Source organism: Vulgatibacter incomptus, assembly GCF_001263175.1.
Lineage (GTDB): Bacteria > Myxococcota > Myxococcia > Myxococcales > Vulgatibacteraceae > Vulgatibacter > Vulgatibacter incomptus.
Window position 1 is genome coordinate 1,905,522 of record NZ_CP012332.1, and the last position, 22,780, is coordinate 1,928,301.

13 protein-coding genes and 1 tRNA gene are annotated in these 22,780 nt (G+C 69.9%); 6 read left to right on the top strand and 8 right to left on the bottom strand.

What is annotated here, in order from left to right; translation table 11 throughout:
- Positions 1–51: 51 nt before the first annotated feature.
- Positions 52–633 carry a Maf family protein gene (locus AKJ08_RS07820; protein WP_050725554.1) on the top strand — a complete coding sequence of 194 codons (582 nt, stop codon included), beginning with the start codon at positions 52–54 and terminating at the stop codon, positions 631–633.
- A 53-nt stretch (positions 634–686) separates the two neighbouring features.
- On the opposite strand, the gene AKJ08_RS07825 is transcribed toward AKJ08_RS07820, so the two are convergent.
- Positions 687–6,386, bottom strand: coding sequence for a hypothetical protein (locus AKJ08_RS07825; protein WP_050725555.1), 5,700 nt, complete (start codon positions 6,384–6,386; stop codon positions 687–689).
- Positions 6,387–6,682: 296 nt separating this feature from the next.
- Here AKJ08_RS07825 and AKJ08_RS07830 point away from each other — a divergent pair, with 296 nt between their 5' ends.
- On the top strand, positions 6,683–9,736 hold the full coding sequence (locus tag AKJ08_RS07830; protein ID WP_050725556.1) for a PD40 domain-containing protein: 3,054 nt from the start codon (positions 6,683–6,685) through the stop codon (positions 9,734–9,736).
- Here AKJ08_RS07830 and AKJ08_RS07835 read toward each other — a convergent pair.
- Together AKJ08_RS07835 and AKJ08_RS07840 are read right to left on the bottom strand one after the other, a co-directional pair.
- Positions 9,730–11,643, bottom strand: coding sequence for a bifunctional metallophosphatase/5'-nucleotidase (locus AKJ08_RS07835; RefSeq protein WP_157370561.1), 1,914 nt, complete (start codon positions 11,641–11,643; stop codon positions 9,730–9,732). The genes AKJ08_RS07830 and AKJ08_RS07835 overlap by 7 nt on opposite strands.
- Positions 11,644–11,647: 4 nt before the next feature.
- Positions 11,648–11,848: a hypothetical protein gene (locus AKJ08_RS07840; protein ID WP_050725558.1), complete on the bottom strand. Its 201-nt coding sequence runs from the start codon at positions 11,846–11,848 to the stop codon at positions 11,648–11,650.
- Positions 11,849–11,969: 121 nt separating this feature from the next.
- On the opposite strand from AKJ08_RS07840, the gene AKJ08_RS07845 reads away from it, so the two are divergent.
- Positions 11,970–13,922, top strand: coding sequence for a hypothetical protein (locus AKJ08_RS07845; RefSeq protein WP_050725559.1), 1,953 nt, complete (start codon positions 11,970–11,972; stop codon positions 13,920–13,922).
- Positions 13,923–13,934: 12 nt separating this feature from the next.
- Here AKJ08_RS07845 and AKJ08_RS07850 read toward each other — a convergent pair whose 3' ends face one another.
- Positions 13,935–16,049 carry an alpha/beta hydrolase gene (locus AKJ08_RS07850; RefSeq protein WP_169788778.1) on the bottom strand — a complete coding sequence of 705 codons (2,115 nt, stop codon included), beginning with the start codon at positions 16,047–16,049 and terminating at the stop codon, positions 13,935–13,937.
- Positions 16,050–16,227: 178 nt separating this feature from the next.
- On the opposite strand from AKJ08_RS07850, the gene AKJ08_RS07855 reads away from it, so the two are divergent.
- The 3 genes from AKJ08_RS07855 (at position 16,228) to AKJ08_RS07865 (ending at position 20,096) form a co-directional block, all read left to right on the top strand.
- On the top strand, positions 16,228–17,088 hold the full coding sequence (locus AKJ08_RS07855; protein ID WP_050725561.1) for a DUF3108 domain-containing protein: 861 nt from the start codon (positions 16,228–16,230) through the stop codon (positions 17,086–17,088).
- A 9-nt stretch (positions 17,089–17,097) separates the two neighbouring features.
- The gene (locus tag AKJ08_RS07860) at positions 17,098–18,891 is read left to right on the top strand and encodes a DUF4091 domain-containing protein (RefSeq protein ID WP_050725562.1); all 1,794 of its coding nucleotides are present in this window, start codon (positions 17,098–17,100) and stop codon (positions 18,889–18,891) included.
- A gap of 281 nt (positions 18,892–19,172) precedes the next feature.
- Positions 19,173–20,096, top strand: a complete 924-nt coding sequence (locus tag AKJ08_RS07865) for a DUF3108 domain-containing protein (protein ID WP_050725563.1) — start codon at positions 19,173–19,175, stop codon at positions 20,094–20,096.
- A gap of 70 nt (positions 20,097–20,166) precedes the next feature.
- Here the strand turns inward: AKJ08_RS07865 and AKJ08_RS07870 are convergent, their stop codons facing one another.
- From AKJ08_RS07870 to AKJ08_RS07885, 4 genes are all read right to left on the bottom strand, one after another.
- Entirely contained in the window at positions 20,167–21,315 is a 1,149-nt protein-coding gene (locus AKJ08_RS07870; RefSeq protein ID WP_157370563.1) for a DNA-processing protein DprA, read from the bottom strand.
- Between the two features lie 109 nt (positions 21,316–21,424).
- A tRNA-Met gene (locus AKJ08_RS07875) sits at positions 21,425–21,499 on the bottom strand.
- 76 nt (positions 21,500–21,575) lie between these two features.
- Complete coding sequence (locus tag AKJ08_RS07880) at positions 21,576–22,295, bottom strand: tyrosine-protein phosphatase (protein WP_050725565.1); 720 nt, start codon at positions 22,293–22,295, stop codon at positions 21,576–21,578.
- A gap of 46 nt (positions 22,296–22,341) precedes the next feature.
- On the bottom strand, positions 22,342–22,545 hold the full coding sequence (locus AKJ08_RS07885; RefSeq protein ID WP_050725566.1) for a DNA gyrase inhibitor YacG: 204 nt from the start codon (positions 22,543–22,545) through the stop codon (positions 22,342–22,344).
- Positions 22,546–22,780: the final 235 nt, after the last annotated feature.

Sequence of the window (22,780 nt, forward strand, 5' to 3'; positions counted from 1 at the left end):
CCAGCCTACCTTGGGCGCCTTCTCCGCTCAATCTCAGACACGAGACCCACCTTGCCCGACCTCTCTCCTCCCTTCCTCCTCGCCTCGGCGTCTCCCCGCAGGCGCGAGCTCCTGGCGGGCGCCGGCTTCTCCTTCGTCGTGGCGGTTCCCGGGATCCCAGAGGACATCGAGCCGGGAGAGGCGCCCGACGCCGCCGCGCTCCGTCTCGCGGGAGAGAAGGCGGAAGCGGTCCGTGTCTCCCGGCCGGACGCGGTCGTGCTCGCCGCCGACACGGTCGTGGTCCTGGACGGCCGGGCCCTGGGCAAGCCACGGGATCCGGACGAGGCCCGCGCCATGCTCCTCTCGCTCTCCGGCCGCACCCACGAGGTGGTGACGGGGGTCTCGATCCGAGCCCCGACCGCCGTAGAGGAGCTCGTCGCGAGGACCCAGGTGCGCTTCCGCCCTCTCGAGCGGGAGGAGATCGACCGCTACGTCGCGACGGGAGAGCCGATGGACAAGGCGGGCGCCTACGGGATCCAGGGCGGCGCCGCGAGCTTCGTCGAGGCCATCTCCGGCTCCTACACGAACGTCGTCGGCCTCCCCCTGGCGGAGGCCGTGATCTCGCTCCGCAGCCTCGGGGTCCTCCCCGGCTGAGCAGCCTGGTGTGCGGGGCGCCCGGGATTCCCCGGGCGCCGTTTCCACTTCGTCTACCGGTAGTGGAAGTACATCGACTGCCCGGACCGGAACCCATCCTCGTACTCGAACGACTCGAAGCCGCCGATGGCGAAGACCCCTGCCGAGGCGTCGTCGAAGTACTCGGGTCCGCCGGCGATCTCGTCGTAGGCGAACACGATGTCGCCCCCCTCCCATAGCTGGATCTGGAACGTGAGGGAGCCCTCTTCGTAGTACCGCTTGAAGCCCGTCCACTGGAGGATGAGCACATCGGAGGGCCCCACGGTCATCACCTCGTACTGGAACTTCGAGCCCGGCTGATCGGTGAGGTCGGCGTCGTACACGCGGAGGATCCCGCCGTCCCAAGCGGGCCACCACCAGTCGTCCAGGAAGTAGGCCGTGCCATCCGCCTGGACGTAGACCGTGGTGACCGGATCGCTTCCACCGTAGTAGGGGAAGTGGAACGGGATGCCTCCCGGGATCTCCGCCTGGCCGTAGTCCGAGTTCACGTCCGGGAGCTCGGTCCCGGTGGCCGAGATGTCGATGAAGGGCTTCGTCGAGTAGAAGTCGACGTCGTACTCAGAGTAACAGTCGACCCCACCCGCTCCGGGCGACCCCAGGTCGCCTCCTTCGCCGTAGGTCGAGGTCGAGACACACCAGGCGAACGAAGGGGTGAGGTCTCCCGCCTGGCGCTGCGTCTGCCAGGTTCCGTCGAGCGCGAGCGACGCCCCATGCGGGATCGTCCACCACGAGTTCCACGCGACCTGGCTGATCGGAACGCCGCCGAGTCCGATCGAGAGATCCCCTTCCGTCGAGTCGAGGGTGATGTCGTCGTAGACGTAGTCGGGCGTGAAGCCCGGCGAGTCGCTGGCGGCGAAGGTGAACCAGGCACCGGACGCGAGGAGGAGCGGACCGCCCGACTCGATCACGTGGGATTGGTCGCCCGACCAGATGACCATCCCCTCGAGATCCATGGGCGCCGGCGAGAGGTTCCGAATCTCGAACCACTGGGCGGTGGGGCCACCCGAGGGATCGATCTGGAGCTCGGTGATCGCGACCAACCCGCGCGGCAGGACCTCGACGACGATCGTCTGGCAGTCGATGTCGCCCGTCGTCTGGGCGCAGATCACGATCCGTCCATCGCGCCCCGGGCTCACCTGTGCCGACCCGGTCGCATCACGAGCTCCCTCGAAGCGCCACGCGCGGTTCGAGAGGCCGCCCGCCATCGCCCGGTTGTAGCTCAAGGTGGAACCAATCTCGCCAGAGGGGTCCTGGTAGCCGACGGTGGCGTTGCCTCCGTCGGCCCGCTCCTGGTCGGGTCCCATCATCGCGCCGTAGCGGAACTCGAAGCTCCCATTCGGGAAGAGGATCACCTCGAAGTTCAGATTGGCGCCCGGCGCGGGCCAGTCGTAATACTGAACGCCCTTCCACTGGATCACGAAGCGATCCTGACCACCGTCGTCGAGGAGCTGCGCGTAGACGTGGCCCGTCTCGTAGGAGTGGAGATCGTCCCAGAACGGCGCGAGATGCACGCCGGGGTTCCAACTGGACGGGAGGCGGTCGTGGTACGCCAACGTCCCCTGCTCCGGGTCGAAGCTCAGGAAGCCGTCGGACATCACGCGAACCGCGGTCCTGTCCTCCCCAGCGAACGGAAACGTGAAGCCGTTCGGGAAGTACACGTCCTCGGCGGCGGAATCCGCGTCGATGAGCCACGTCAGCTCGGTTCCGGTCGCGCTGATGTCGATGAAGGGCGCCTCGTCCGGATCGAGCTCGTCGAGCGCCGTGCCAAAGATCAGGACCGACACCGGATCGCCCGACGGGGAGCTCGCGCTCCACGAGACCGTCGTCGATCCACCTACGACGATGCGGGAGTCGCCAGCGCTGGCGGCGTCCAGCTGGACGCGCAGCACACGCACCGAGCGCCGCTGCGTGAAGCTCCGGCCGTCCTCTCGGGCGATCGTGAGCTCGTAGATCGTGGAGACCTCCGGAGCGGCGACGTAGGTATCGCTCGAGAAGTCGTATCCGGAGACATCGAGCGGGAGGCCGTTTGCCGTGAGCGTGAGCGTCTCCGCGCCGTGGGTGAGCCAGGCGAGCGTGGTGGAGCCCCCCGGATCGATCACATCATCGGCGACCTCGAACGAATCGAGGCCGAACGGCACCCAGACCAGTACCTGGATCGTACGGCTCGCCGTCGAGCCCATGGCGCCGGTCGCCTCGACGGTAATGGTCTTGGCGCCCTCCGTGGCATCCGGGAAGGTGCAGGTTCCCTCGTCGAGAACCTCACCGGGTCCCGATATGCACACGACTCCCGTCTCGTCGGAAACAGTGACCGTAAGAGCGTCGCGCGCGATCCACCGGACTTCGAAGGTGTCGCCCACGTCGACGTCCGCGGGAGCGGAGGCCGAGACGATTACCACGGGCTGCTCGACCGTCACCGTCGTGGTCGCTGTGTGTTGGGTTCCGTCGTAGCCGTAGGCGGTCAGGGTGTAGACCTGGGTGGCGCTCGGGCTCACGATCGCGGACCCGTTGGGTCCGAGCGACGGATACGCGAAGCGGTATCCGGTACCCTCGAGATCCGGAACCTCGGTGCTGTAGGAGATCGTGGTCCCTTCCGAGCCCGAGGTGTTCTGGTAGCCGATCGTCGCGTTGTCCCCGCGGGCCCGCGAGAGATTCTCGTCGCTCCACATGGAGTCGTATCGGTATTCGAAGCTGCCGTCCTCCCAGAGCACGATCTCGAAGTTGAGATCCGCGGGGTTGCCGGAGAGCTGGACGTGGCTCCACTGGACCACGAGGTACTGCCTGCCGTCGTCGCCCACTCCGACGTCGTAGAGGACGTCGCCGGTATCGACCCTGTCGAGATCGTCCCAGAACGCCGCGAGGTGCACGTAGCCGACGTAGTCGTCAGGGAGCTCGTAGTGGATGAAGTTGGACCCCGTGCGCTCGAGGTCGAAGCTGATCAATCCGTTCTCGTAGATGCGGGCCCGGGTGCGATCCGCCCCGTCGAACGGGAAGGCGAAGCCATCGGGGAAGCTCACGAGGGGGCAGCCCTCGTCGAGCCAGCTCGAATCGCAGTTGTCGAGGGGCGTGGTCCGCGCCGTCGCGCTTCCGCTCACGTCGATGAAGGGCTCGGTCGTCCTCTCGATGGAGTACCCGCGGGGCACGTTCACGTCGATGTGCGAGACGCCCCGGGTCTCCCACGTGAGCGTCGACGTGGTGCCCGCCAGGATCTGATCCGGCGTCGCCACGAATGAGACGATCTCCGCCTCCACCATGTCGACGTACGCCGAAGCCGTCACCTGGGCGCCGAGCTCGTTGGTCGCGATGGCACGCCAGGCCGAGGCCACCTCCGGGCTGACCTGCAGGCTGCCACTACCGGCGGCGACCTGCGCAGGCGTGGCGACGAAGATCTCCGTGCCCTCGTTCCCGTCGGGGTCCAGCGCCTCGATTCGCAGCGAGGTCGCGTGAGCCGCGGTCCACGAGAGGGTCATGGGGATTCCCGAGCCCGGATCGTAGGACGGCGTGCTGGCAGCGAGCGTCACGGTCGGCGCATCGAGGACCTCCACGGACACCGTCGCCGTCGAGGGCGCGTACCCGGGGGTCGAGGCGGTCAGCGTGAACGTGCGGTCGCCGACGGCAGGGTGCACATCGAGCGATCCCTGGGCCGGCAGGCCTGCGATGGGGTACGCGGTCCCGAGGTCGTCGACGAGGGCGAGCTCTGCCGCGACCCCGCTCGCGTCGGTGCTCACGTCCCAGCGCAGGCTGACGCTCTGACCGGCGGTGATCCGCGGCGCGCTCCGGGTGAAGGAGGCGATCACGGGGCCGCCCTGGACCGAGATGGTGATCGATCGCCGGCCCTCTCCACCCACGCCGTTGGTGACCACGAGCTCGTAGACGAAGTCGCCCGCCGCGGTCGGCGCCGCGACTGCGCAGGAGCCTCTGGCGACCCCGCCCAGGACCGAGGTCGCGCACGCCGGGATCGGGCCGTCCGGCCCCTCGACCCAGAGCACGATCCCGCCGAGGTTGACCCACGAGAAGGTCACGGTCTCACCCATATTGACCGTCGTCTTGTCGGTGTCGAACGAGACGACGATGGGCGCGCCCACCGACACGGCGAGCGCCTGTTCCACGAGGTCGCCCGCCTCGTTCATTGCGCGGAGCGTGAAGGTGGAGTCCGCGGCGATCTGGGCGACGTACGTCCCTGTCGTGAGATGGGCCTCCACGGACAGCTTCGCGCCGTCCTGGAGCAGCTCGACTGCGGTCGCGCCGGTCGTCGTCCAGGCCAGCTCGAAGGACTCTCCCGCGCCGACCCGTGCAGGAGTCGCGGTGAAGGAGTCTACGATCGCCGGGGCCACCACGCGCACCGCCGCCATCGCGGTGGAGTTGCCCGCGGCGTTGGTGGCGGTGAGCACGAAGGCCGTGTCGACCGAAACCTCCACCTCGACGGAACCGCTCTCGGCGTCCCCGGCGATCTCGACCACGCCGCCGGGCATCGCCTCGATCGTCGCGTGCGCACCAGGACTCGCGCTCCAATCGAGACGGACGAGGGCCGGTTCCACCGTCGTCGCGGTCACGAGCGACGGCGTCGCAGTTAGGCTCGCGTGCTCCGGAGGATGTAGCACGGGCACCGGGAGGAGGGTCGTCACCTCCTCCGAGCCGAGCTTCGCCACGAGGGAGAAGACGCCGCCGGTTCCCACCGGTGCGGCGAACGTGCCCTCGCTCCGAGCGCTCTCGGGGATATCGGCGATGAAGCCCTCGAGATTGGAGACGGTCAGGCTCTCGGCGCCCCTCGTCGTCCATCTCAACGGCAAGAGGTCTCCGGCGAGGACATCCCCGTGGAACTCCGCCTCGAACGACGTGATCACCGGCAGCACACGCACCGTCACAAACGCGTCGACACTTCCGTCCCCGAGCGAGGCGACGAGCGAATAGGTCGTGGTGCGCGTGGGCGCGACGGTCGCCTCGCCCGCAGGACCGTCGCCTTCTGCCACAGTGGCGCCGAAGCCGTCGCCGATGGTCACGTGGACCGCGCCGGTCACGTACCAGGAGAGCACGGTCGTCGAGCCGAAATCGATCGCGCCGCTCGCTGCGGCGAATTCCACCCTCGGATCACTTCCCTCGACCTCCACCTTCACGCTCCGGCTCGCCACCTCCTCGCCTCGCTTCGCCTCGAGGGTGTAGGTCGTGGTCCGATCGGGGTTCACGACGATCGATCCCTCGCCGGGACCGGCGCTGCCGAGCTCCAGGTCGTGCCCCGCTCCGTCGTGGATCCGAATCGAATCGGCGTTCGTGGTCGTCCACGCGAGGGTGGCAGGCTCGCCCGGCGCCACCTTCGCGGGGGTGGCGGTGAAGGAGACCACCTGCGGGCCCTGAGCGCTTCGGACGGTCACGGTGACCGAGCCCTTCGCCTCGAGATCGCGGGCTCCAATCGCGGTCAGCTCGTAGGTCGTGGAGGCGCTCGGGTGGACCTCGACGCGCCCGTCGGCGGCCGGAGCGCCGCCGAGATCGATCTCGTGACCGCTGGCGTCGACGAGGAGGAGCCGGAGCGCGTCGCGGGTCTTCCAGGCGATCTCCGAGGTCCCTCCGGCGTCGATCACGGGGGGATCGGCGCGGAGCTCGAGGACCTGCGGCGGGATTTCCTTGGCGCCCGAGCCTTTCTTGCCACCGCACGCGGCGATCAGCAGGAAAAGTGGCAGAACAAGTGACTTCGCGTGAAACCGGAACCGGAGACAGCTCATGCAACCTCCCGGATCCACACCTGATTTCAAGACATGAGCCTGAATGGGCCGTATCCCGAACGGGTGGAATCATCCGAACTCGACGAGGAGCTAGGAAAACTCGGCGCTACTTCCATGTCAAACCGTTGAACCGCCGAGGGGCGGTAGCGCTCGCTCACCGAGGGGGCGGAACCGCATCCGGGAGGCGCCCGGTCGAGCCGTTGCCGCTCGGGATGGGGCGCCCTACCGTGTCGGCACCGGTCATTCGAAGCCTCGAGTGCCGGATCGCAGGGCCCTTCGTGCGATCAGCCCGACTCTTGCCGCTCCTTGCCGTGCTGCTCGGATGGCCTGGCCCTGCCGTTGCTGCCCCCCTTCCGTTCGCGCGGGAGGGCGGCGGTCCCAGGCACCCGGGCCTCGGTCTCGCGCTCCCGGCGCTCCAGCCTCCCGGGGCGCTGCCGGAGGTCTACGTCGTTCCACGAACCCCCGGCCAGAACCAGGTGCGGTGGTACGGATTCAAGTTCAAGGAGGTGCTGCTCCCGCAGCTGCCCGGCGCAGGTGTTCGTCTCTTCTACTATCAGTCAGAGACGAAGGCGGCAGAGGTCGCGGCCGGCGTGATCCGCGAGCAATACATGCAGCTGGCCCGGGCCTTCGACTACGTCCCGGAGCGAGAGGTCCCCTACGTCCTCTACGCCACCCACCTGGAGTTCCAGGCCACCAACCTCTTTCCGATCAGCGAGGGCGTCCTCGGCGTCACGAGCCCCAGCGAGCTCACGCTCACCCTCCCCTTCTTCGGCGATCTGGAGCAATACCGGCACACCTCCACCCACGAGCTCACCCACGAGTTCACGATCCAGATCGTGCGCTCGGCCGGTGAAGCGGCGGGGAGGCCCGGCGGCCTCGGAGGCTTTCCGCTCTGGTTCATCGAGGGACTGGCGGAGTACGCGGCCTACGGCGGCATGGATCCGGACGGCAAGCCGGGGCCGGAGCCCCGAGGCGCTTCGGGCCCTTCGCTTCCGGGCCTCGATCCCGACACCGAGGCATGGGCGCGGGATCTTCTCTATCGATCCTCGCCCTTCGAGGGCTACCTGATCCCGCCCTTCTACTCCGACTATCCCATGGGGTACGTCCACACCTACAAGCTGGGCCAGCTCCGGGTTGCCTTCATGGGCGCCACCTTCGGCAGGGAGCTCATCATCTGGCTGCTGAAGAACGCCAGCACCATGGGCCTCGCCGACGAGCGCGGCGCGGGCGTGAAGTTCCCCGAGCTGGTGAAGATGGGCACCGGCTACGACAAGGAGACGATCGAGAGGCTCTTCGCCGACTGGATCCAGCGGCGCTACCTGCCCGCCTACGACCAGGCCCGGACGCGGGTTCCCTCCCTCCAACCGATCGACAACGTCCCGGTCGAGGCCGAGCTGGTCGTGGCCTCGCCGGACGGCAAGACCCTCCTGATGCGCGGCTTCGATCGGGAGCTCGGCGAAGGCTCGCTCTGGCTGCTGGAAGGGGACAATCCCGGCAAATCGCAGCTCGTGGTCAGGGACTCCCGCCCGGGCCTCGAGTCCCTCCACCTGATCTCCCGGCGGACCTTTGCGCTCGGCAACGAGCGGATCGCCTGGATCGGCCGCGCCGGCGAGGCTGACGTGCTCACCGTGGCGCGCCTCGAGAAGCCGCCGGAGGGATCGAGCGACCTCTTCCGAATCACCGACCGACGCTCCTTCGAGCTGGTGAAGCACCACATCCTCGAGGGCGGAGATCCGACCTTCTCTCCGGACGAGCGGCGGATCGCGTTCTCGGGAGTTGACACCAACGGTTTCAAAGACGTTTACATCATGGACGTGGACGAGGGATTCTCGTCCCTGCGCCGTGTGACCCAGGGGCCCTTCTCCAAGAGCGGCCTGTCCTGGACCGCCGACGGGATCTACCTCGCCACCGACGCGGCTCCCGACGGCGACGCCAACATCGGGCTCCTGGATCCCGAGACCGGCGCCATTCGGGTCGTGGTCGCGGACCGCTCGATCAAGGAGTGTCCGGTGCTCACACCGGCCGGGCTCGTCTACGCTTCGAACCTGGGCGGGCGGTGGGATCTCTACCGGATCGAGGATGGGGTCGCCTGGAGGATCACGGACGTCTCCACGCTGATCCGCTCGCCGGCCGTGGGCGCCAAGGGAAGCCTCTACGGGATCATCGTGCACGGCGGCCACTTCCGCCTGGCGCGGCTCCCCCCCGTGGAGATCCTCCGGCTCGACGGGAGGCCCCCCATCGCCGCGGACTACGATCCCACGCCTCGCCCTCTCCCGATCCTCCGACTGCCCGAGGTGGCCCCCGAATACAGGCCCTTCGATCACTTCGGCATCGACATGGGCGGCATCCAGGTGGGGACGCAGACCGTGGCCGTCGGCGGGATCTCGTTCTCGGACCTGCTTCGCGATCGCCTGCTCGCCGTCCAGCTCGCCGTCTACGGCAGCCTCGACTTCACCGACGCCAGCGCGATCTTCCTCGACCGTTCGCAGCGCACCACCTGGCTCGCCGGGATCTTCCATACCTTCCAGCCCAAGCGCGACCGCACCTTCGGCACACCGGCGCTGCCGGACAACCCCGACTTCTTCCTGGAGCGGGAGTTCGGCGCCATGGGCGGGCTCTCCTACCCTTTCAACCGCTTCGAGCGCATGGACGTGCTGCTCACGGTGGAGGGCGTCCACCGCTCGCGATTCACCGACCGTCGCGGGACCCGAGACGCAGCGTGGGAGGAGCTCACGGGCGGGAACGACCTGCAGCTCCTGGCCACCGCGGGCTACGGTCTCGACACCCTCCGCTACCACCCTTTCGTCGGCCCCATCTCCGGCTCGACCGTGCTGTTCGCGGCGGGCACCTCCATCCTGCCGCAGCGCCTGAACGTCGGGGGGGCTGGGGTGAACGGCTGGGCCGAGTTCGACCTCCAGCACTTCTTCTACCTCGGCGCCCGCTCCACCTTCTGGACCCGGGCCGCCGCCGGCTCCGCGTTCGGCGGCCGGTTCTCGCGCCAGTTCTACCTCTCCAGCGTCGACAACCTGCGGGGCTACCACTGGTCCGACGATCGCCTCCTGGGCACCCACTACTACGTGGCGAACGCCGAGCTCTCGTTCCCGCTGGACTGGCTGATCCGGATCGCGATCTTCGAGGGTCTGCGCGGCGTCGGGGCGGTCGACTTCGGCGGCGTCACCGACCACTACGAACAGCTCCTCGACGCGCGCTCCCTCGACCTCGCGGTGGGCCTGGACTTCCTCGCCGGGCCGCTCGCGATGAGGCTCCACTTCGGCTACCCGATCCAGATCGGCCCGGTGCTTCCCGCCGACGGCTGGGTGACGAACTTCGCGCTGCGGCTCCGCTACTGAGGACGCTTGAGCGGCCGAATCCGGCCGAAGGTCTCGGGCCGCGCCGGGTCGGGGTCCGCGTAGCTCTTCCCTCCCTCCCACTCGCCCGCTTCGTCCAGGTGGAGGAGGAAGGCCCGAAGCGCGTGCTGCTCGCGCAGCTGCGCTGGCACGGTCCGGATCGCGAGGGACTCGGCGGTGGTCGGGAACCACCCGTCCCCGCCGCGCGCCAGGTAGTCCAGCGTCGCGAAGGATATCGTCGCGTCGGGGTCCAGCAGGATCCCGTCGCGGACGACCTCGATCACCGCCCCGCCGCTATCCACTGAAAGAGTCCGAACACGCGACCCAGGGTGAAGGCCGGCGTCTTGCCCCTGCTCGGTCCCATCGGGATCGTAGGCCAGGAAGAGCTCGCCGCTCACCTGGGGGAAATGTCCCCGCCCGGTGCCGACGCCCCGCAGCGCCGCCTCGAACGTCTCCTTCAGCGCGCGGTGGGTCGCGGTGACCACCACGATCGGGTTGTCGAAGCGCAGCGCGGCCTGGACGTCGAGCACCCGGACGAGACCGCCCCGCCTCTCGAAGGAGTCGTGATCCACCACGCCGATGGAGCTCCGGATGCCGCCGCCGTTGCGCAGGCCGAACGTCACCTCCTCCGCGCCTGCCGCCCTCGCCGCCCACGCGATCGAATCGGCGCTCAGGTTGCCCAGGTTGGTCTCGCGGTTGCGCACGTTCTCCCGGTCGCCGTCCAGGTAGCGATCGCTCCTCGCCACCACCTCGCCCAGGGGCTCGAGGGCGTCGCGCACGCGCGCCTCCAGCGCACCGGCAGGGCTGGCGGGCGCGGCTCCCAGCTCCCGGAGCGAGCGGTCATCGGAAGGCCAGGGCCGCGAGGCGTCGTCATAGCCCACCAGCACGCCCTGGTCGTCGAAGGAGAGGCCGAGCCGGCCCAGGTACTGGTACTGGCCGTCCGTGGCGACGATCAGCACTGGCTTGCCGTCGCGCGCGCGACGCACCAGGGGATAGCAGGTCGGCTCGCCTTTGCAGACCGGCGACGGCTCCTGTCCCGGGAGCAGGCGATGCGTTCTTTCGGCGAGGCGATCGTCGCCGCCGCCGCCCACGATCACGTCCACCCCGGTCAGCCCCGCCTCGACGAGGGCGATTTCGCGCCGGACGTCCTGGAGGTGGGAGAGGAGGACGACGATGTCCACGCCCTCCGCCCCGAGGGCGTCGACCTGGGCCTGCACCCGCCGGACGATCGAGGGGAAGTCGCTCACGCTCCTCGACGCCAGGGCCGTGCTGGCGATCGACGCCAGGGTCTCGGTGGTGGCGCCCACGACTCCCAACGTGATGCCCGAGCACACGGGCGTCTCCCCCCGCACAACCAGCCTCCCGGCGCAGAGCTTGCCGCGAGGCAGGATCCTGCCGGGGTGGAGCTCGAGCCAGGGGCTGGGCTCGCCCTGCGGGACGCGCACGGCGAGGGCGGCCATCGGGCCGTCGTCGAAGTCCACGGTGGAGGTGAGGATGGGGTAGCCGGCCTTCGCCACCATCTCGGCGAGGAAGGACTCTCCCCTGTCGAGCTCGTGGTTCCCGAGGGCGGTGGCCCGGAGACCGATGCGGTTGTTCGCCAGGGCCACCACGTTCTCGCCCTCCAGCTCGAGCTGGAGCGCCGGCGCCGGCATGAAGAGATCGCCCGCGGCCAGGAAGACGGTGGGCTCGGGCCCAGACGAGAGGGCGCGAGAGAGAGCGGCGAATCGGCCGATGCCGCCGTGGGTGGCGCCATCGCCGGCGACCAGCTCCGACTCCATGTCCGAGGCGTGGAGCAGCACCAGCCGGCGCTCGGCAGGCCTCGTCGAGAATCCGCCTTCCTCGGGACGGACCGCGCTCCGGGCGGCACAGCCGGCGAGCAGGAGGGCCGCAGAGACAAGCAACCACCGCAAGGCGTCAGCTCCCTCGCAGCTCGAGACGGCCGTCGCCGTTCACCCGCGCGCGGAGCTCCACGCCGCAGTAGCCGCACTGGACGTACTCCCCGTGGCGGAAGCCGTCCCCGATCGGGTTGTTGGCGTCGCAGTCGGGGCAGTCGAACTCGAAGAAACGGGAATCGCCGCCGCGCGAGCTCCCCTCGTCGTCGAAGTCGTCGTTCATGCCTACAGCAGACCACCGCCAGCGTCCGAAATCCAGCGTTACGGTTGGCGGGATGAACGAGCGCCTGCTCGTTGTACTATGGGAACCAACGGTGACTCGATCACCGTCTCAGGGAGCTCCCTTGGACCCCATCCGCTTCCGGACTTTACTGAAGGGCATCGGCTACGAAATTCTCGAACGGGAAGACACATGGGCCGAGTGCCTGATCCTCGGCCACGGCGAAGCCTGGCTGGGCAGCGGGAAGACATCCGAAGCGGCCTTCGAGGCCGCGGTCGCGAAATGCCTTCCCTCTCATCTCTCGCAGCATCTCCTTCGGCTGGCCCTCGCCGATGAGATCGCGGCGCCGGCAGACGCTCCGTCCCTGCCGCGTCCCCAGACCCAATCCACGGAGCTCGCTCCCCGCGAGATCCCATCGGCGCCCCCGGTCGAACCCGTTGCGTGGCTCGTAACGACGGCGGATCCTCCGGCGCCGGAAGCGCAGCTCCTCGTCGCCCCATTCGGGGACGCCGTCGCTCCCGCGCCCGGCCCGACGGTTGGCTTGTCCCTCGTCGTCGCAGAGGAGCACGAGGCGCCGGCGGCCTCATCTCTCGCAGCGGAACTCCGGCATCCGAATCACGACCTGCTCCCGCCTACCCCGGAGCGACGCGATCGCGTCATCGCCCTCCCAGCCAGCAGGGAGTCGGTCGCCGACGGGCTCCTCGAGCTCTCGCGAATCTCCGCCGACATCGAAACCCGGCGAAGGGGCGTCGCCCTGATGAGCCCTCGGCGTCAGCGGCTGGTGATCCTCGAGTGGCTCGCCTCGGCCCGCAGCGTCCAGGAGCGGATGCCCTTCAACCTCGAGATCGAGGAGGCCGTCCCCGCTCTCGTCAAGACGCTCCGATGGCTCTCGGAGGCCTGGTGGCCGGGGATGATCGCCGCGTTCCAGCTCAGCGCCAGGCCGAGGGATGCGGCGCGGGATCTCCGACTCGCTCCTGGCGCCGCCCCGACGACCTGGGCCGAGACCGCACGACGAGCCGCCGAGGCCCTCCGCAGGTGCCGGGAAGAGGACGCGGCCACCGGCTTCGACGAGCACGGCTGGGCGGACGCCGCTCAGCTCGCCCCGCCCCCGCCGGATCCGGAGCGGCTGCTCCGCGAAACCATCGCAGCCGTGGAACGGATCGGCGGCTCCCTGGGGAAGCGCCCGGAGAGCGGACAGGAGCGGCCGGACAAGGCCCTCCTCCTCGCGTGGTCCCAGGACGTCCGCTGGCTCCGGAACGCGGTCGCCGATCCCGAGGGGTGGGCCGCGCTCGCGGGGAGGCTCCGCTTCTGGTGCCAGTACAGCCTGGATCCGGGCGACGCCGTCGAGGTCCTCGATCCCGCCTACCGCCCCCCTCGGAGCTGGTCGACGGTGCACGAGCGGGCCGGCGCCGCGAGCCGGGACGCCGAGGCCCTGGCGCGCGTCCTTCGCACCATCCCCGGGCCGTTGGCCCCCAACCAAGCGTGGATCGGCTGGTTGGAGGAAGCCCTGCCGCTGACCTCGACCCACCAGGCGGCGATCGTCGCGGCGACGTTCGAGCAGCGGGAGCGGATCCTCGCCATCCGCGAGGATGATCTCCGGGAGCCCTCGAAGCAGCTCCGGCGCCGGCTCGCCAAGTTCCACCAGGCCTTCGTCCGCGCCGCCGAGCCGTCCACGGTTCCCCCTCCGGAGGAAGAGGAGACGCTCGAGGCGAGCGCAGCCGAGCCCCACGCGCTGCCCGACGAGCGGATCCTCGCGTGCACCCGGGGCAAGAGGGCGCTCTTCGTGGGCAATCGCGCCGACGAGCTCCTCCGCGAGCGCCTGGTGGAGACCTTTCGCTTCGAGGACCTCGACTGGACCGAGAGCTCGCCCCGCAGGGTCGAGGCGGCGGTGGAGGCGATCGGCTCGGGATCCTACGACCTCGTCCTCGCCGCCACGGGCTTCCTGGCCCACAAGGAGGACGGGCGCCTCAGCCAGGCATGCCGCGGCGCCGGCGTCATCTATGTACGCGTGAACAAGGGCCGGCCCAAGGCGGTGGAGCTCGCCATCGACCGCGAGCTCACGGAGCGGGCGGGCTGAAATGGTCTGAAGTCAGGGCAGCACCCGGAAGCGGGCGGCCACCTCGTCCATCAGCTCGAAGAAGGACTGCTCGTAGGAGATGGCGTCCTGGTCGCCGCTGCCCGCCGAGTCGACGAAGAAGGTCCCCGATCGGCAGAGGCGGACGAGGTCGGGATCGTCGGCCGAGGCCTCGCCTCCGGAACCGTACTCGGTGCACACCCTCTCCCCGGTGCGGGAATTCCGGTAGCAGCACCGCCCGGACGGGAAGACCAGGATCATCTTGCGGATGCGACCGCTGGCCATCTGCCCGTCGAAGAGCATCACCTGCTGGTAGAAGCCGCCGGGCCCCGTGGCCCTCATCCCGTAGCCGTGGAGGAGAAAGAGCACGGGGTAGCGCACGTTGGCGTTGGCGGGGTCGTCGTACCCCGGGGGCAGGACGATCCCGTAGTCCCGATCCACGCCGCCGAGCGCCGCCGAGCGGAACACCCGGGCCGAGGCGCGCGAAGCGAACGACGACTTGTCCCCAGGCGGATCCGGCCGCTCGCTCCAGCGATCCGAGAGCCATCGGAAGACCAGCAGGAGCCGGTCGAGTGCCTGTACGATCGTGCCGGCGTGGTCGCCATCCCCTTGCGCGATCTCGGCCTCCGTCGCGCCCTGGTTCCCGTAGAGGAAGAGCATGTTCCGCGGGAGCGCGTTCGCCGGGATCGTGAGAGGCGCGAAGGTCCAGTCCGAGCTCGGCGCGCCGGGGAGCTCTCGCAGCCGGAGGAAGGCGCGAGACGCGGAGGGCCTGTGCGACGCCACCTCACCCCAGGTGATGGCCGCCGAGAGGTCGAAGCCGAAGAGGTCCCGGATCCCGCCGTCGGCGTAGTACGAGAGCCGGTCGCGCGTGGCGTCGCTCCATCCGCGGATCCGGCCGCGGCCATCCGCCGAGCGCCAGCGGGCGCGGGCCGGGAGCTCCGTGAAGACGCCGTCGCCCTCGCCGTAGTCGCCGGTCCCGGGGACCCCATCCAGACCGTAGTCCTCGAAGGGCTCGCCCCGATCGTAGACGCCGTTGCCCTCCGTGCCGAGGGGATTGTCCCGCCAGTGGTAGTCGTCGCCGTTGGGATCCCTGACGCCGCGGGCGTGGGGGCTCAGGGCCGGATCGCGCACGCAGCCGCCCTTCCCGTCCTCCAGCTCGTTCGGGCAGCCGTCGACGCCCACGTCTGCGAAGCGCTCGTGGGCGTTCACCAGGATCGGCTCGCCGAAGTCGCGCTTCCCGTTGCCGTTCAGGTCGACGGCGAGGGCGAAGGTCACCGGGCGCGAATGGGAGGTGCATGGGTCGTACACCCCTGCACGCTCGCGGAAGAGCGCGGGTTGATCGGAGGGGCTCGCGAAGCCCACGCCCCCGTCGCCCGCGCAGGCCGCGGCCGGATCGGGCTCCCTGCAGAGGTCCACCGCACGCCCGCTCCCGGTGCAAAAGGGAACGGGCTCCTCGCCGTCGCAGAAGGAGACCACGGGGTAGCGGCCGTCCGGGTTGTACTCCTTGTTGTAGACGCCGTGGAGCACCACCGGCTGGTCGCAGATCGACGCGCCCCTCGCGGCCAGCGCCTCGCCGATCCCGGGTGGGTAGAGCGGCGACGAGGGATTGGAGACGAGAGGGTTGCCGAACGCCCGGGAGAGGTCCTCGAAGAGGTCGAGGTAGGAGTCGCGGTCGAACGAGCCGCCGTTCGAGGTGTAGAGCCAACGGTTGAACTGCTGCGAGCGCTCGGGGAGCACCGTGGCCATCCGCGCCGGTGAAGGGCCCATACACGGCAGCATGGCCGGATCGTTCAACACCTCAGGGTGTCCCGGGTGATCCGCGAGGATCCGCTCGAGCTCCGGGAGCGTGCAGAAGCCCCCCAGGTACCGGCTCTCGAGGGAGTCGAGGAAATGGCCCACGTCCAGCGGACCGCCCAGCGACGCGATGGCGTCGAAGCGATCCGGATGGGCCGCGCCGAGGAAGGTCGCGCCCATGGCTCCCATCGAGATCCCGGCGATCGCACGCCAGGTCGGCTGCTTCGGCGACTCGATGGGCCCGCGGTCCGCCGAAGTCTTGCTGCATCCTGCCGCCGCGACCACCAACGAGAGGACGATCCAAACGCCCCCGTGGGGCCGACCTGGCAGGGCCATCCCCATCCCAGACGCCATGTCGGAAGCTAGGGAGAGCCTCGCTGCCGAGCAATCGACCCCCGGCCCGCCCGATCTGGCCCTCTGGAGGCAAACGACCCCCTATTCGAGCGTCTCCGTGAACATCGGTCAGGGAGATCCGTCATGATCCGGCAGACCCTGAAACGAAAGGCAGCGAGACATGCGTCGCCACCACCTAGTCGCCATCCTCATCGGGACGGTAGCTGCCACCGCGGGGGCAACCGGCCCCACCGGGCCCGCGCCGGAGACGGCCGTCGCGGCCACGGCCGGGCAGGCGCTCGAGGCGAGGGCTCCCGTGTCGGATCCGGAGGAGAAGTCCAAGGTCGCGCCGTTCACGCCGGGCGAGGAGCTCGTCTACGACGTCACCGCCCTCGGGATGACCGCCGGAAAGGCGCGGATCAGCGTGGGCTCCTCCACCGACCGCGACGGAGTCCCAGCCTGGCCACTGGTGGTCCAGGCGCGCACCGACTCGGTCTTCGACGCGATCTACTCCGTGAAGGATCGCTTCGTCTCGTGGTGGGATCCGGCCACCGGCCGCGTGGTCGGGAACGAGTTCTACGCGGACGAGCGGGGCAAACGGCGGCGCAGCAAATCGCGGCTCGACCACGACACGGGCAAGGCGGAGGTCACCCGGGTGAAGGAGTGGAGCGGAGAGAAGTCCGTACGCTCCTACGAGATCCCGGCAGGCGCCTACGACATCGCCGGCGCGATGATGGCGCTCCGCTCCCGGCCCTTGAAGCCCGGCACCGTGGAGGAGGTCGACGTCTTCGACGGGTCGAAGGTCTTCCGCCTGCGCTGCATCGTCGAACGCCGCGAGCAGGTGAAGGTCGGCGCGGGGACCTTCGACGCGATCCTCACCCGGGTCCAGCTCGGCTTCGAGGGCAACTTCGAATCCAAGCGCGACCTGAAGACGTGGTTCTCCGCCGACGAGCGCCACCTCCCGCTGCGCCTGGAAGCCGAGTTCGTCCTGGGCTCGGTGGTAGCCGAACTCGCCAGCGCTCGAAAGGGCGTGGCGCTCTAAGGGGGTCGCATGGCGCTCTCGAAGGCCGCAGAGCGCTTCTTTTCGTTTGCTCGCCTCCGGCCCGCGGTGGCCGCCGTCGCCCTCGCGGCGGCGGCGCTCCCGCCCACCGAGGCGCAACGCTCCCCGGCAAGCGGCGGCGTTCGGAAAGCCCCCGGTCTCGCGGTGGTCTCGTCCCTGGTCAAGGTTCGACCGGACGAGCCGCTCCCGAACGGTCTCTCGCAGATCCGGATGCGAGCGCTCCGAGGCGAGTGCGAGCTCGCGCAGATCGCCGTCGGCGCCGCAGACGAGCCGCTGACGGGTGTCCGCGCGCGGGCGAATCCTCCTCCCGGCGACGACGTCACGATCCGCCTCTACCGGGAGGATCTGCTCTCGCTGGCCAAGCCCTCGGGACCGGAGGGCAAGACGGGAACCTGGCCCGATCCCCTGGTCCCGGATCGGGATCCCTCGGATGGCCGGCCCCGCTCGGCCTTCCCCTTCGACGTCGCCGCCGCTTCGGTCCGGGCGATCCTCGTCGAGGCCTGCGTGTCCGCTGGCGCCACGCCGGGTGAGAGGAACGGATCGGTCGAGGTGACGCTCCCGACCGGGAGTGTCACCATCCCGCTCCACCTCCGCGTCGAGAACGCCTCGATCCCCGCCACGTCCACCTTTCCCACCAGCTTCGGCTTCTCGGCGCTCAGCGCGGCCCTCGGGCACTTCGGGCGCCCGGGGACGCCGGAGGAGATCGCCCGCCTCGACCGCCTCTACCGGACGATGCTGCTGGACCACCGGATCTCGGTCCACGGCGGGACCATGGAGCCGCCACCCTTCCAGCGGGGACCGGACGGCGAGATCCGGCCCGATTTCGCCGGCTACGATCGGGAGGTCGGGCCCTTCCTCGAGGGGAAGGCGCTGCCTTCCGGGGCCAGGGCCACGACGACGGAGCTGCGGACCCACCCCGGACTTCGCGACGACGACGAGCGGATCCGCTACTGGGCCGCCATCGCGGCCCACCACGAGTCCAAGGGCTGGAGCGCGATCCTCTTCGACTACGCGAAGGACGAGCCGGCCAAGGGCGATCTACCGGCCATCGCCGCCAGGGCCAGGCTGGTCAAGCGGGCGAACGAGAAGATCCGCGTGCTCCTCACGGCGTCGCTCGATCCCTCGCTCCGCGGCCTGGTCGACGTCTGGACGCCCAACCTGAATTGCCTCTGGGTGAAGTCCCGCCCCGAGGAGTTCTGCGCGTGGCGCGCCCCCCGCTCCGCGTACGATCCCCTCCTCGCGTCGGGCAACCTCCTCTGGTGGTACCAGAGCTGCTCGTCGCACGGCTGCGGCGAGGGCCCCTCCGCGGCCCCGGACTACTTTCGCGGCTGGCCGACCTACGTGATCGACGCCCCCGGAACCCGGGCCCGGAGCATGGGCTGGCTCGCCTTCGGCGGCGGCATCGGAGGGGAGCTCTATTGGGACACGGTGCACGCCTACGCTCCCAACCGCGCACCCGGCAATCCCTGGTCGGGCGAGCTCCGCAGCTTCGGGGGGAACGGCGACGGCACCCTGCTCTACCCGGGCTCCCCGGCCCGGATCGGCGGCGACGGCCAGGTCCCCGTCCCCAGCCTGAGGCTCAAGCAGATCCGCGACGGCCTCGAAGATCTGGAGCTGCTCCGCCTGGTCGCCTCGCGGCCCGGAGGGCGCGCCCTGGCGGAGGAGGTCGTGAGCGCGGTCGCGCCGACGCCCTTCCGGATTCGCGACGATCCCGCAGCCTTCGAAGAGGCCCGAGGGCGCCTCCTCGACTTCCTCGCGGGAACGCCACCCGCCGGGCCGAAGTGACCATGCAGCTCGGTCGTCCATCGGCCAACGGACGGATGGCAGAATATCCCGGAGCCACGTCCGTCTGCCGACACGAGGCGCAACTTCCGGACTCCCAGCCGATCGCGCCTTCACACGCTCGCGAGCCGGAGGCGAGCAAACGAAAAGGAGCGCTCTCGCGCGTAGCGCGAGCTGAAGAAATCGTTCCCGCGCCGCGGGGGCGATTTCTTCAAACGCTCCGCGTGCATTTGAGCCCGGCGTGGCAGAGGCGCTACCATCGCCCTACGGGAAAGGCAGGCCCCATGCTCTTCGAGAGAGTCGTCGTCGCCGCACTCGCCATCGGAATCGCGCTCCCCGCTGCGGCTGCGCCCGCGCAGTCGGTCTCCGCCACGAAGCTCGCCGCGTTCCAGGCGCAGACGTGCACACCCCTCCCGCCCTCGGCGTCCAAGCTGCCGTGGGAGGCGGGCGAGCGCCTCTCCTTCGAGATCGACGTCATGGGCGCGAGCGCCGGCAACCTCGTCCTGATCGCCATGCCGCCCGTGGGCAAGGGAACCTCGCAGGAGCTCCCCTTCCGCTCCCTGGCCGCATCCAACTCCTTCTTCTCGAAGGTCCGGCGGGTCCGCGGGCGCTCGACCTCCTACGTCCGCGCCAAGGACTTCCACCCCCGCCGCTACGAAGAGGAGACGAACGAGGGCGGCGTCCTCCGCTCTGCGCAGGTCGTCTTTACGCGGCCCAGCGACGGCAGCCTGATGAAGGTCGACTGGCTCCGGGACAAGGAGAAGGGCCACGCCAACCTGCGGTACCAGAACGACGCCTTCGACCCGGTCTCCGCCGCGTACATGATGCGCACCCTCGACTTTCGCGAAGGCCAGAGCCTCTGCTTCGACTCCTACGGGATCCGGAAGCTCTGGCGGCTGAAGGGGAAGGTCGTCGGCCTCGAAGAGGTCCGGGTCCCCGCCGGCACCTTCCAGGCCTGGCACGTGGAGGGGCTCGCGGTGCGGACGGACGATCCCCGCAGCGCGCGGGAGATCCACGTGTGGATCACGAACGACGAGCGGCGACTCCCGGTGGCGGCGCTCGGCGTGATCGACCTGGGCGCCGTGCGCGCCCAGCTCTCGAGCGTCGGCAAGGGGCCCGATCCGTCGGAGGAGAGCATCACCGCGGAGATCGCGAGCCCGTCGCCGCCGGCGCCGAAGCCCGCCACCGCGAGGCCCCTGGTCAAGTGAGCGGTCGAAGAATCGGACCCGCCCCGAACGGGCCCGATTCCGTCGGCCGCGCTCGTGAAGCCATCTCGAGTCAGCTCCGCACCGCGACGAAACGGCCCGGGCCTGCGGGCCTCGCGAGGCCGCGTGCACAAGCGCCAGCGACGATCCGCGAGACCTCGGAAGCGGACATCCCGAGCATCCCGGCCACCTCCGCCACGCCCGCCGGAAGCGGATCCATCGCGGCGAGGATTCGGCCCTCGAGGGGATCGAGGGTTCGCTCCGCCTCCGTCTGACGACCGGTGAGGGCGTCGACGAGCTCTGCCGGAGTCCGGACCGCGATGGCGCCATCCGCCAGGAGCGCTTCGCCCCCCGCCGAGGCCGGCCCGAGCTCGGGCGCGGGCACGACGTAGACCGGCCGGCCCAAGGCGCGCATGGCCCGGGCCGTGTAGAGGCTGCCGCTGCCCGCTGCTGCCCGCACGACCACCACGGCCCTCGCGACGGCGGCGATCAGGCGGTTGCGGCGGGGGAAGTGCTCGGCCCTCGCGGGCTCCAGCGGAGGGAGCTCGGAGACCAGGCCCCCTCCGGACGCCAACATCCGCGAGAACAGCCGGCGGTTGCTGGCGGGCAAGGGGCGGAGCACGCCGCTCCCGAGAATGGCGACCGTGCGGCCGCCGGCGTCGAGGGCGCCCTGGTGGGCGGCGGCGTCCACGCCCAGGGCGCCGCCCGAGACCACCGCGAAGCCCGCCGCCGCGACGCTCGCCCCGAAGCCCAGGGCGAGCCGCGCCGCCCCGAGGTCGGCCCGCCGCGCTCCTACGATGGCGACGGCGTCGAGGCAGCCGTCCGAAGCCAGGGCCATGGCGCCCCGGAGCCAGATCGCCTCCGGCGGATCGGCGAGGGTTCCCAGGTCCGGATAGCTGTCGTCACCGCGCAGCAGCAGGCGCCCGCCTCGAGCGGCGACCTGGGAGACGTGGCTGCGGGCCCAGGAGAGCAGGTCGTCCGGCGCGGCGAGGAGCTGCTTCGTGCCCCCGGGGCCGAGGCCCATCGCCGCAGCGAGCGCCTCCCGTGGCGCCGCACAGGCGGCCTCGAGGCTGCCGAAGCTCGCCGCCGCAGCAGCGATCGCCCGGCCCGAGATCCCCCGGACGAGCCAGAGCGCCGCTCGCAGGCCCTTCTCGACAGCTGCGTCGACACCTGCCGGATCGTGGTTCGTGTCCATCTGCGCCCCCGTCGTTCGCGTCGGCACCGGACTCTATCCGGAGGGTCCGACATCGCCGACGCCGAGCGTCGAGCCTCGGGGGAGTCGACCGCGAAAACGGAAGCGGCCCCGCTTCGCAGATGCGAAGGGGGCCGCATGGTGGCTAAGGGTGGATTCGAACCACCAACAACCGGCTTATGAGACCAGTGCTCTACCCTTGAGCTACTTAGCCGCAGGTCGAAAACGGCGCGGAGGATAGGGATCGGGCCGGAGACTGTCAACCGCGATCTACGCGCTCGGATGCAGAACTATTCGAGCGGCTCGCCGCGGAGGATCGCGCCGGGAGAGGTCGAGAGCATGCGCTTCGACGCGGCCTCGCCGGCCAGCTTGCGCAGCTCCGCGATCGACTCGCCGACCCATCGGGCCGCGTCGGTCGGCGAGTGGAGATCCGTGGAAGCGACGCTGTAGAGCCCCTCCTCCAGGAACGAGCGCGCGAGCTTCTTGGGCGTCCGCCCGTACCGGCCGATGAGAGCGCCGATGTCGAGCTGCAGGCGGGCGCCGGCGCGCACCGCTTCGGCCGCCCGCCCCGCCCGCTCGAACTCCTTGCAGCGCTCGGGGTGGGCGATGAGCGGCGTGACGCCCTTCAGCTTGAGCCGGAAGATCAGATCCGTGAGCTGGGGAAGAGCGGCGAAGTACGGCGCTTCGGCGAGGAGGTAGCCGCCGGTCCCGATCGTTCGCTTGCCCGCCTCGAGGCGCGCGGGCAGCTCGGGGTCGAGCACGTTCTCCGCGTTCGGATGCAGGCGCAGGGCGATGCCTTCCCTCTCGAGCGCCTCCTGCACCTCGCCGCGCCGCCTGTCGCAGGCCGACACGTCGTGGCTCGGGTACTCGATGCGAGCGTGGGGCGAGCATGCGACGTCGGTGAAGCCGCAGGCGACCAGCGCGCGCGCCATCGCGAGTGAGTCGGCTTCGGTCTTCGCGCCGTCGTCAATGCCCCAGAGGAGGTGGCAATGGAGATCAACGTAGTTCACGTGGTGAGGGTAACACGGACTCGCTGTCTCATTTGCCGCGAGTTGGCTACCGATCGTCGTCCTCGTCCCTGCCGCGGTCGGACGGTATCTCGTCCTCCGACTCCTCGGGCCGACCGGGGACGCGATAGGACTCGCCGAACCAACGGCCGAGATCGACCATGCGGCAACGCCGGGAGCAGAACGGGGCGTACGGGTTCGCCGGACGGCCCTCCGTGGGCTTGCCGCAGTTCGGGCAGGTCGCCTCCTTCATCCTTCACCTCTCTCGCCGGACCACGCTCGGCGCATTCGGGGGCCCCTTTCGCAGGTATCCTTTGTCCACCGAACTTTTGGGTCAAAACCGATCGCCCGCTCTGCGTAGACGAAAACACTCTCAAATAGAACAAAGCCGCAACATGTCGAACTTCCAACGAATTCGCCGGGTTGCACGACCACTCGTGATGCTGTCCACTTGCACTTTCGCATAGAGTCGGTTAACCGTGCGTGAA

Excerpts from the sequence above, each read along its gene's own strand:
- AKJ08_RS07825 (WP_050725555.1), bottom strand. The coding sequence starts at position 6,386 with ATGAGCTGTCTCCGGTTCCGGTTTCACGCGAAGTCACTTGTTCTGCCA.
- AKJ08_RS07840 (WP_050725558.1), bottom strand. The coding sequence starts at position 11,848 with ATGAACGACGACTTCGACGACGAGGGGAGCTCGCGCGGCGGCGATTCC.
- AKJ08_RS07850 (WP_169788778.1), bottom strand. The coding sequence starts at position 16,049 with ATGGCCCTGCCAGGTCGGCCCCACGGGGGCGTTTGGATCGTCCTCTCG.
- AKJ08_RS07855 (WP_050725561.1), top strand. The coding sequence starts at position 16,228 with ATGCGTCGCCACCACCTAGTCGCCATCCTCATCGGGACGGTAGCTGCC.
- AKJ08_RS07860 (WP_050725562.1), top strand. The coding sequence starts at position 17,098 with ATGGCGCTCTCGAAGGCCGCAGAGCGCTTCTTTTCGTTTGCTCGCCTC.
- AKJ08_RS07865 (WP_050725563.1), top strand. The coding sequence starts at position 19,173 with ATGCTCTTCGAGAGAGTCGTCGTCGCCGCACTCGCCATCGGAATCGCG.
- AKJ08_RS07885 (WP_050725566.1), bottom strand. The coding sequence starts at position 22,545 with ATGAAGGAGGCGACCTGCCCGAACTGCGGCAAGCCCACGGAGGGCCGT.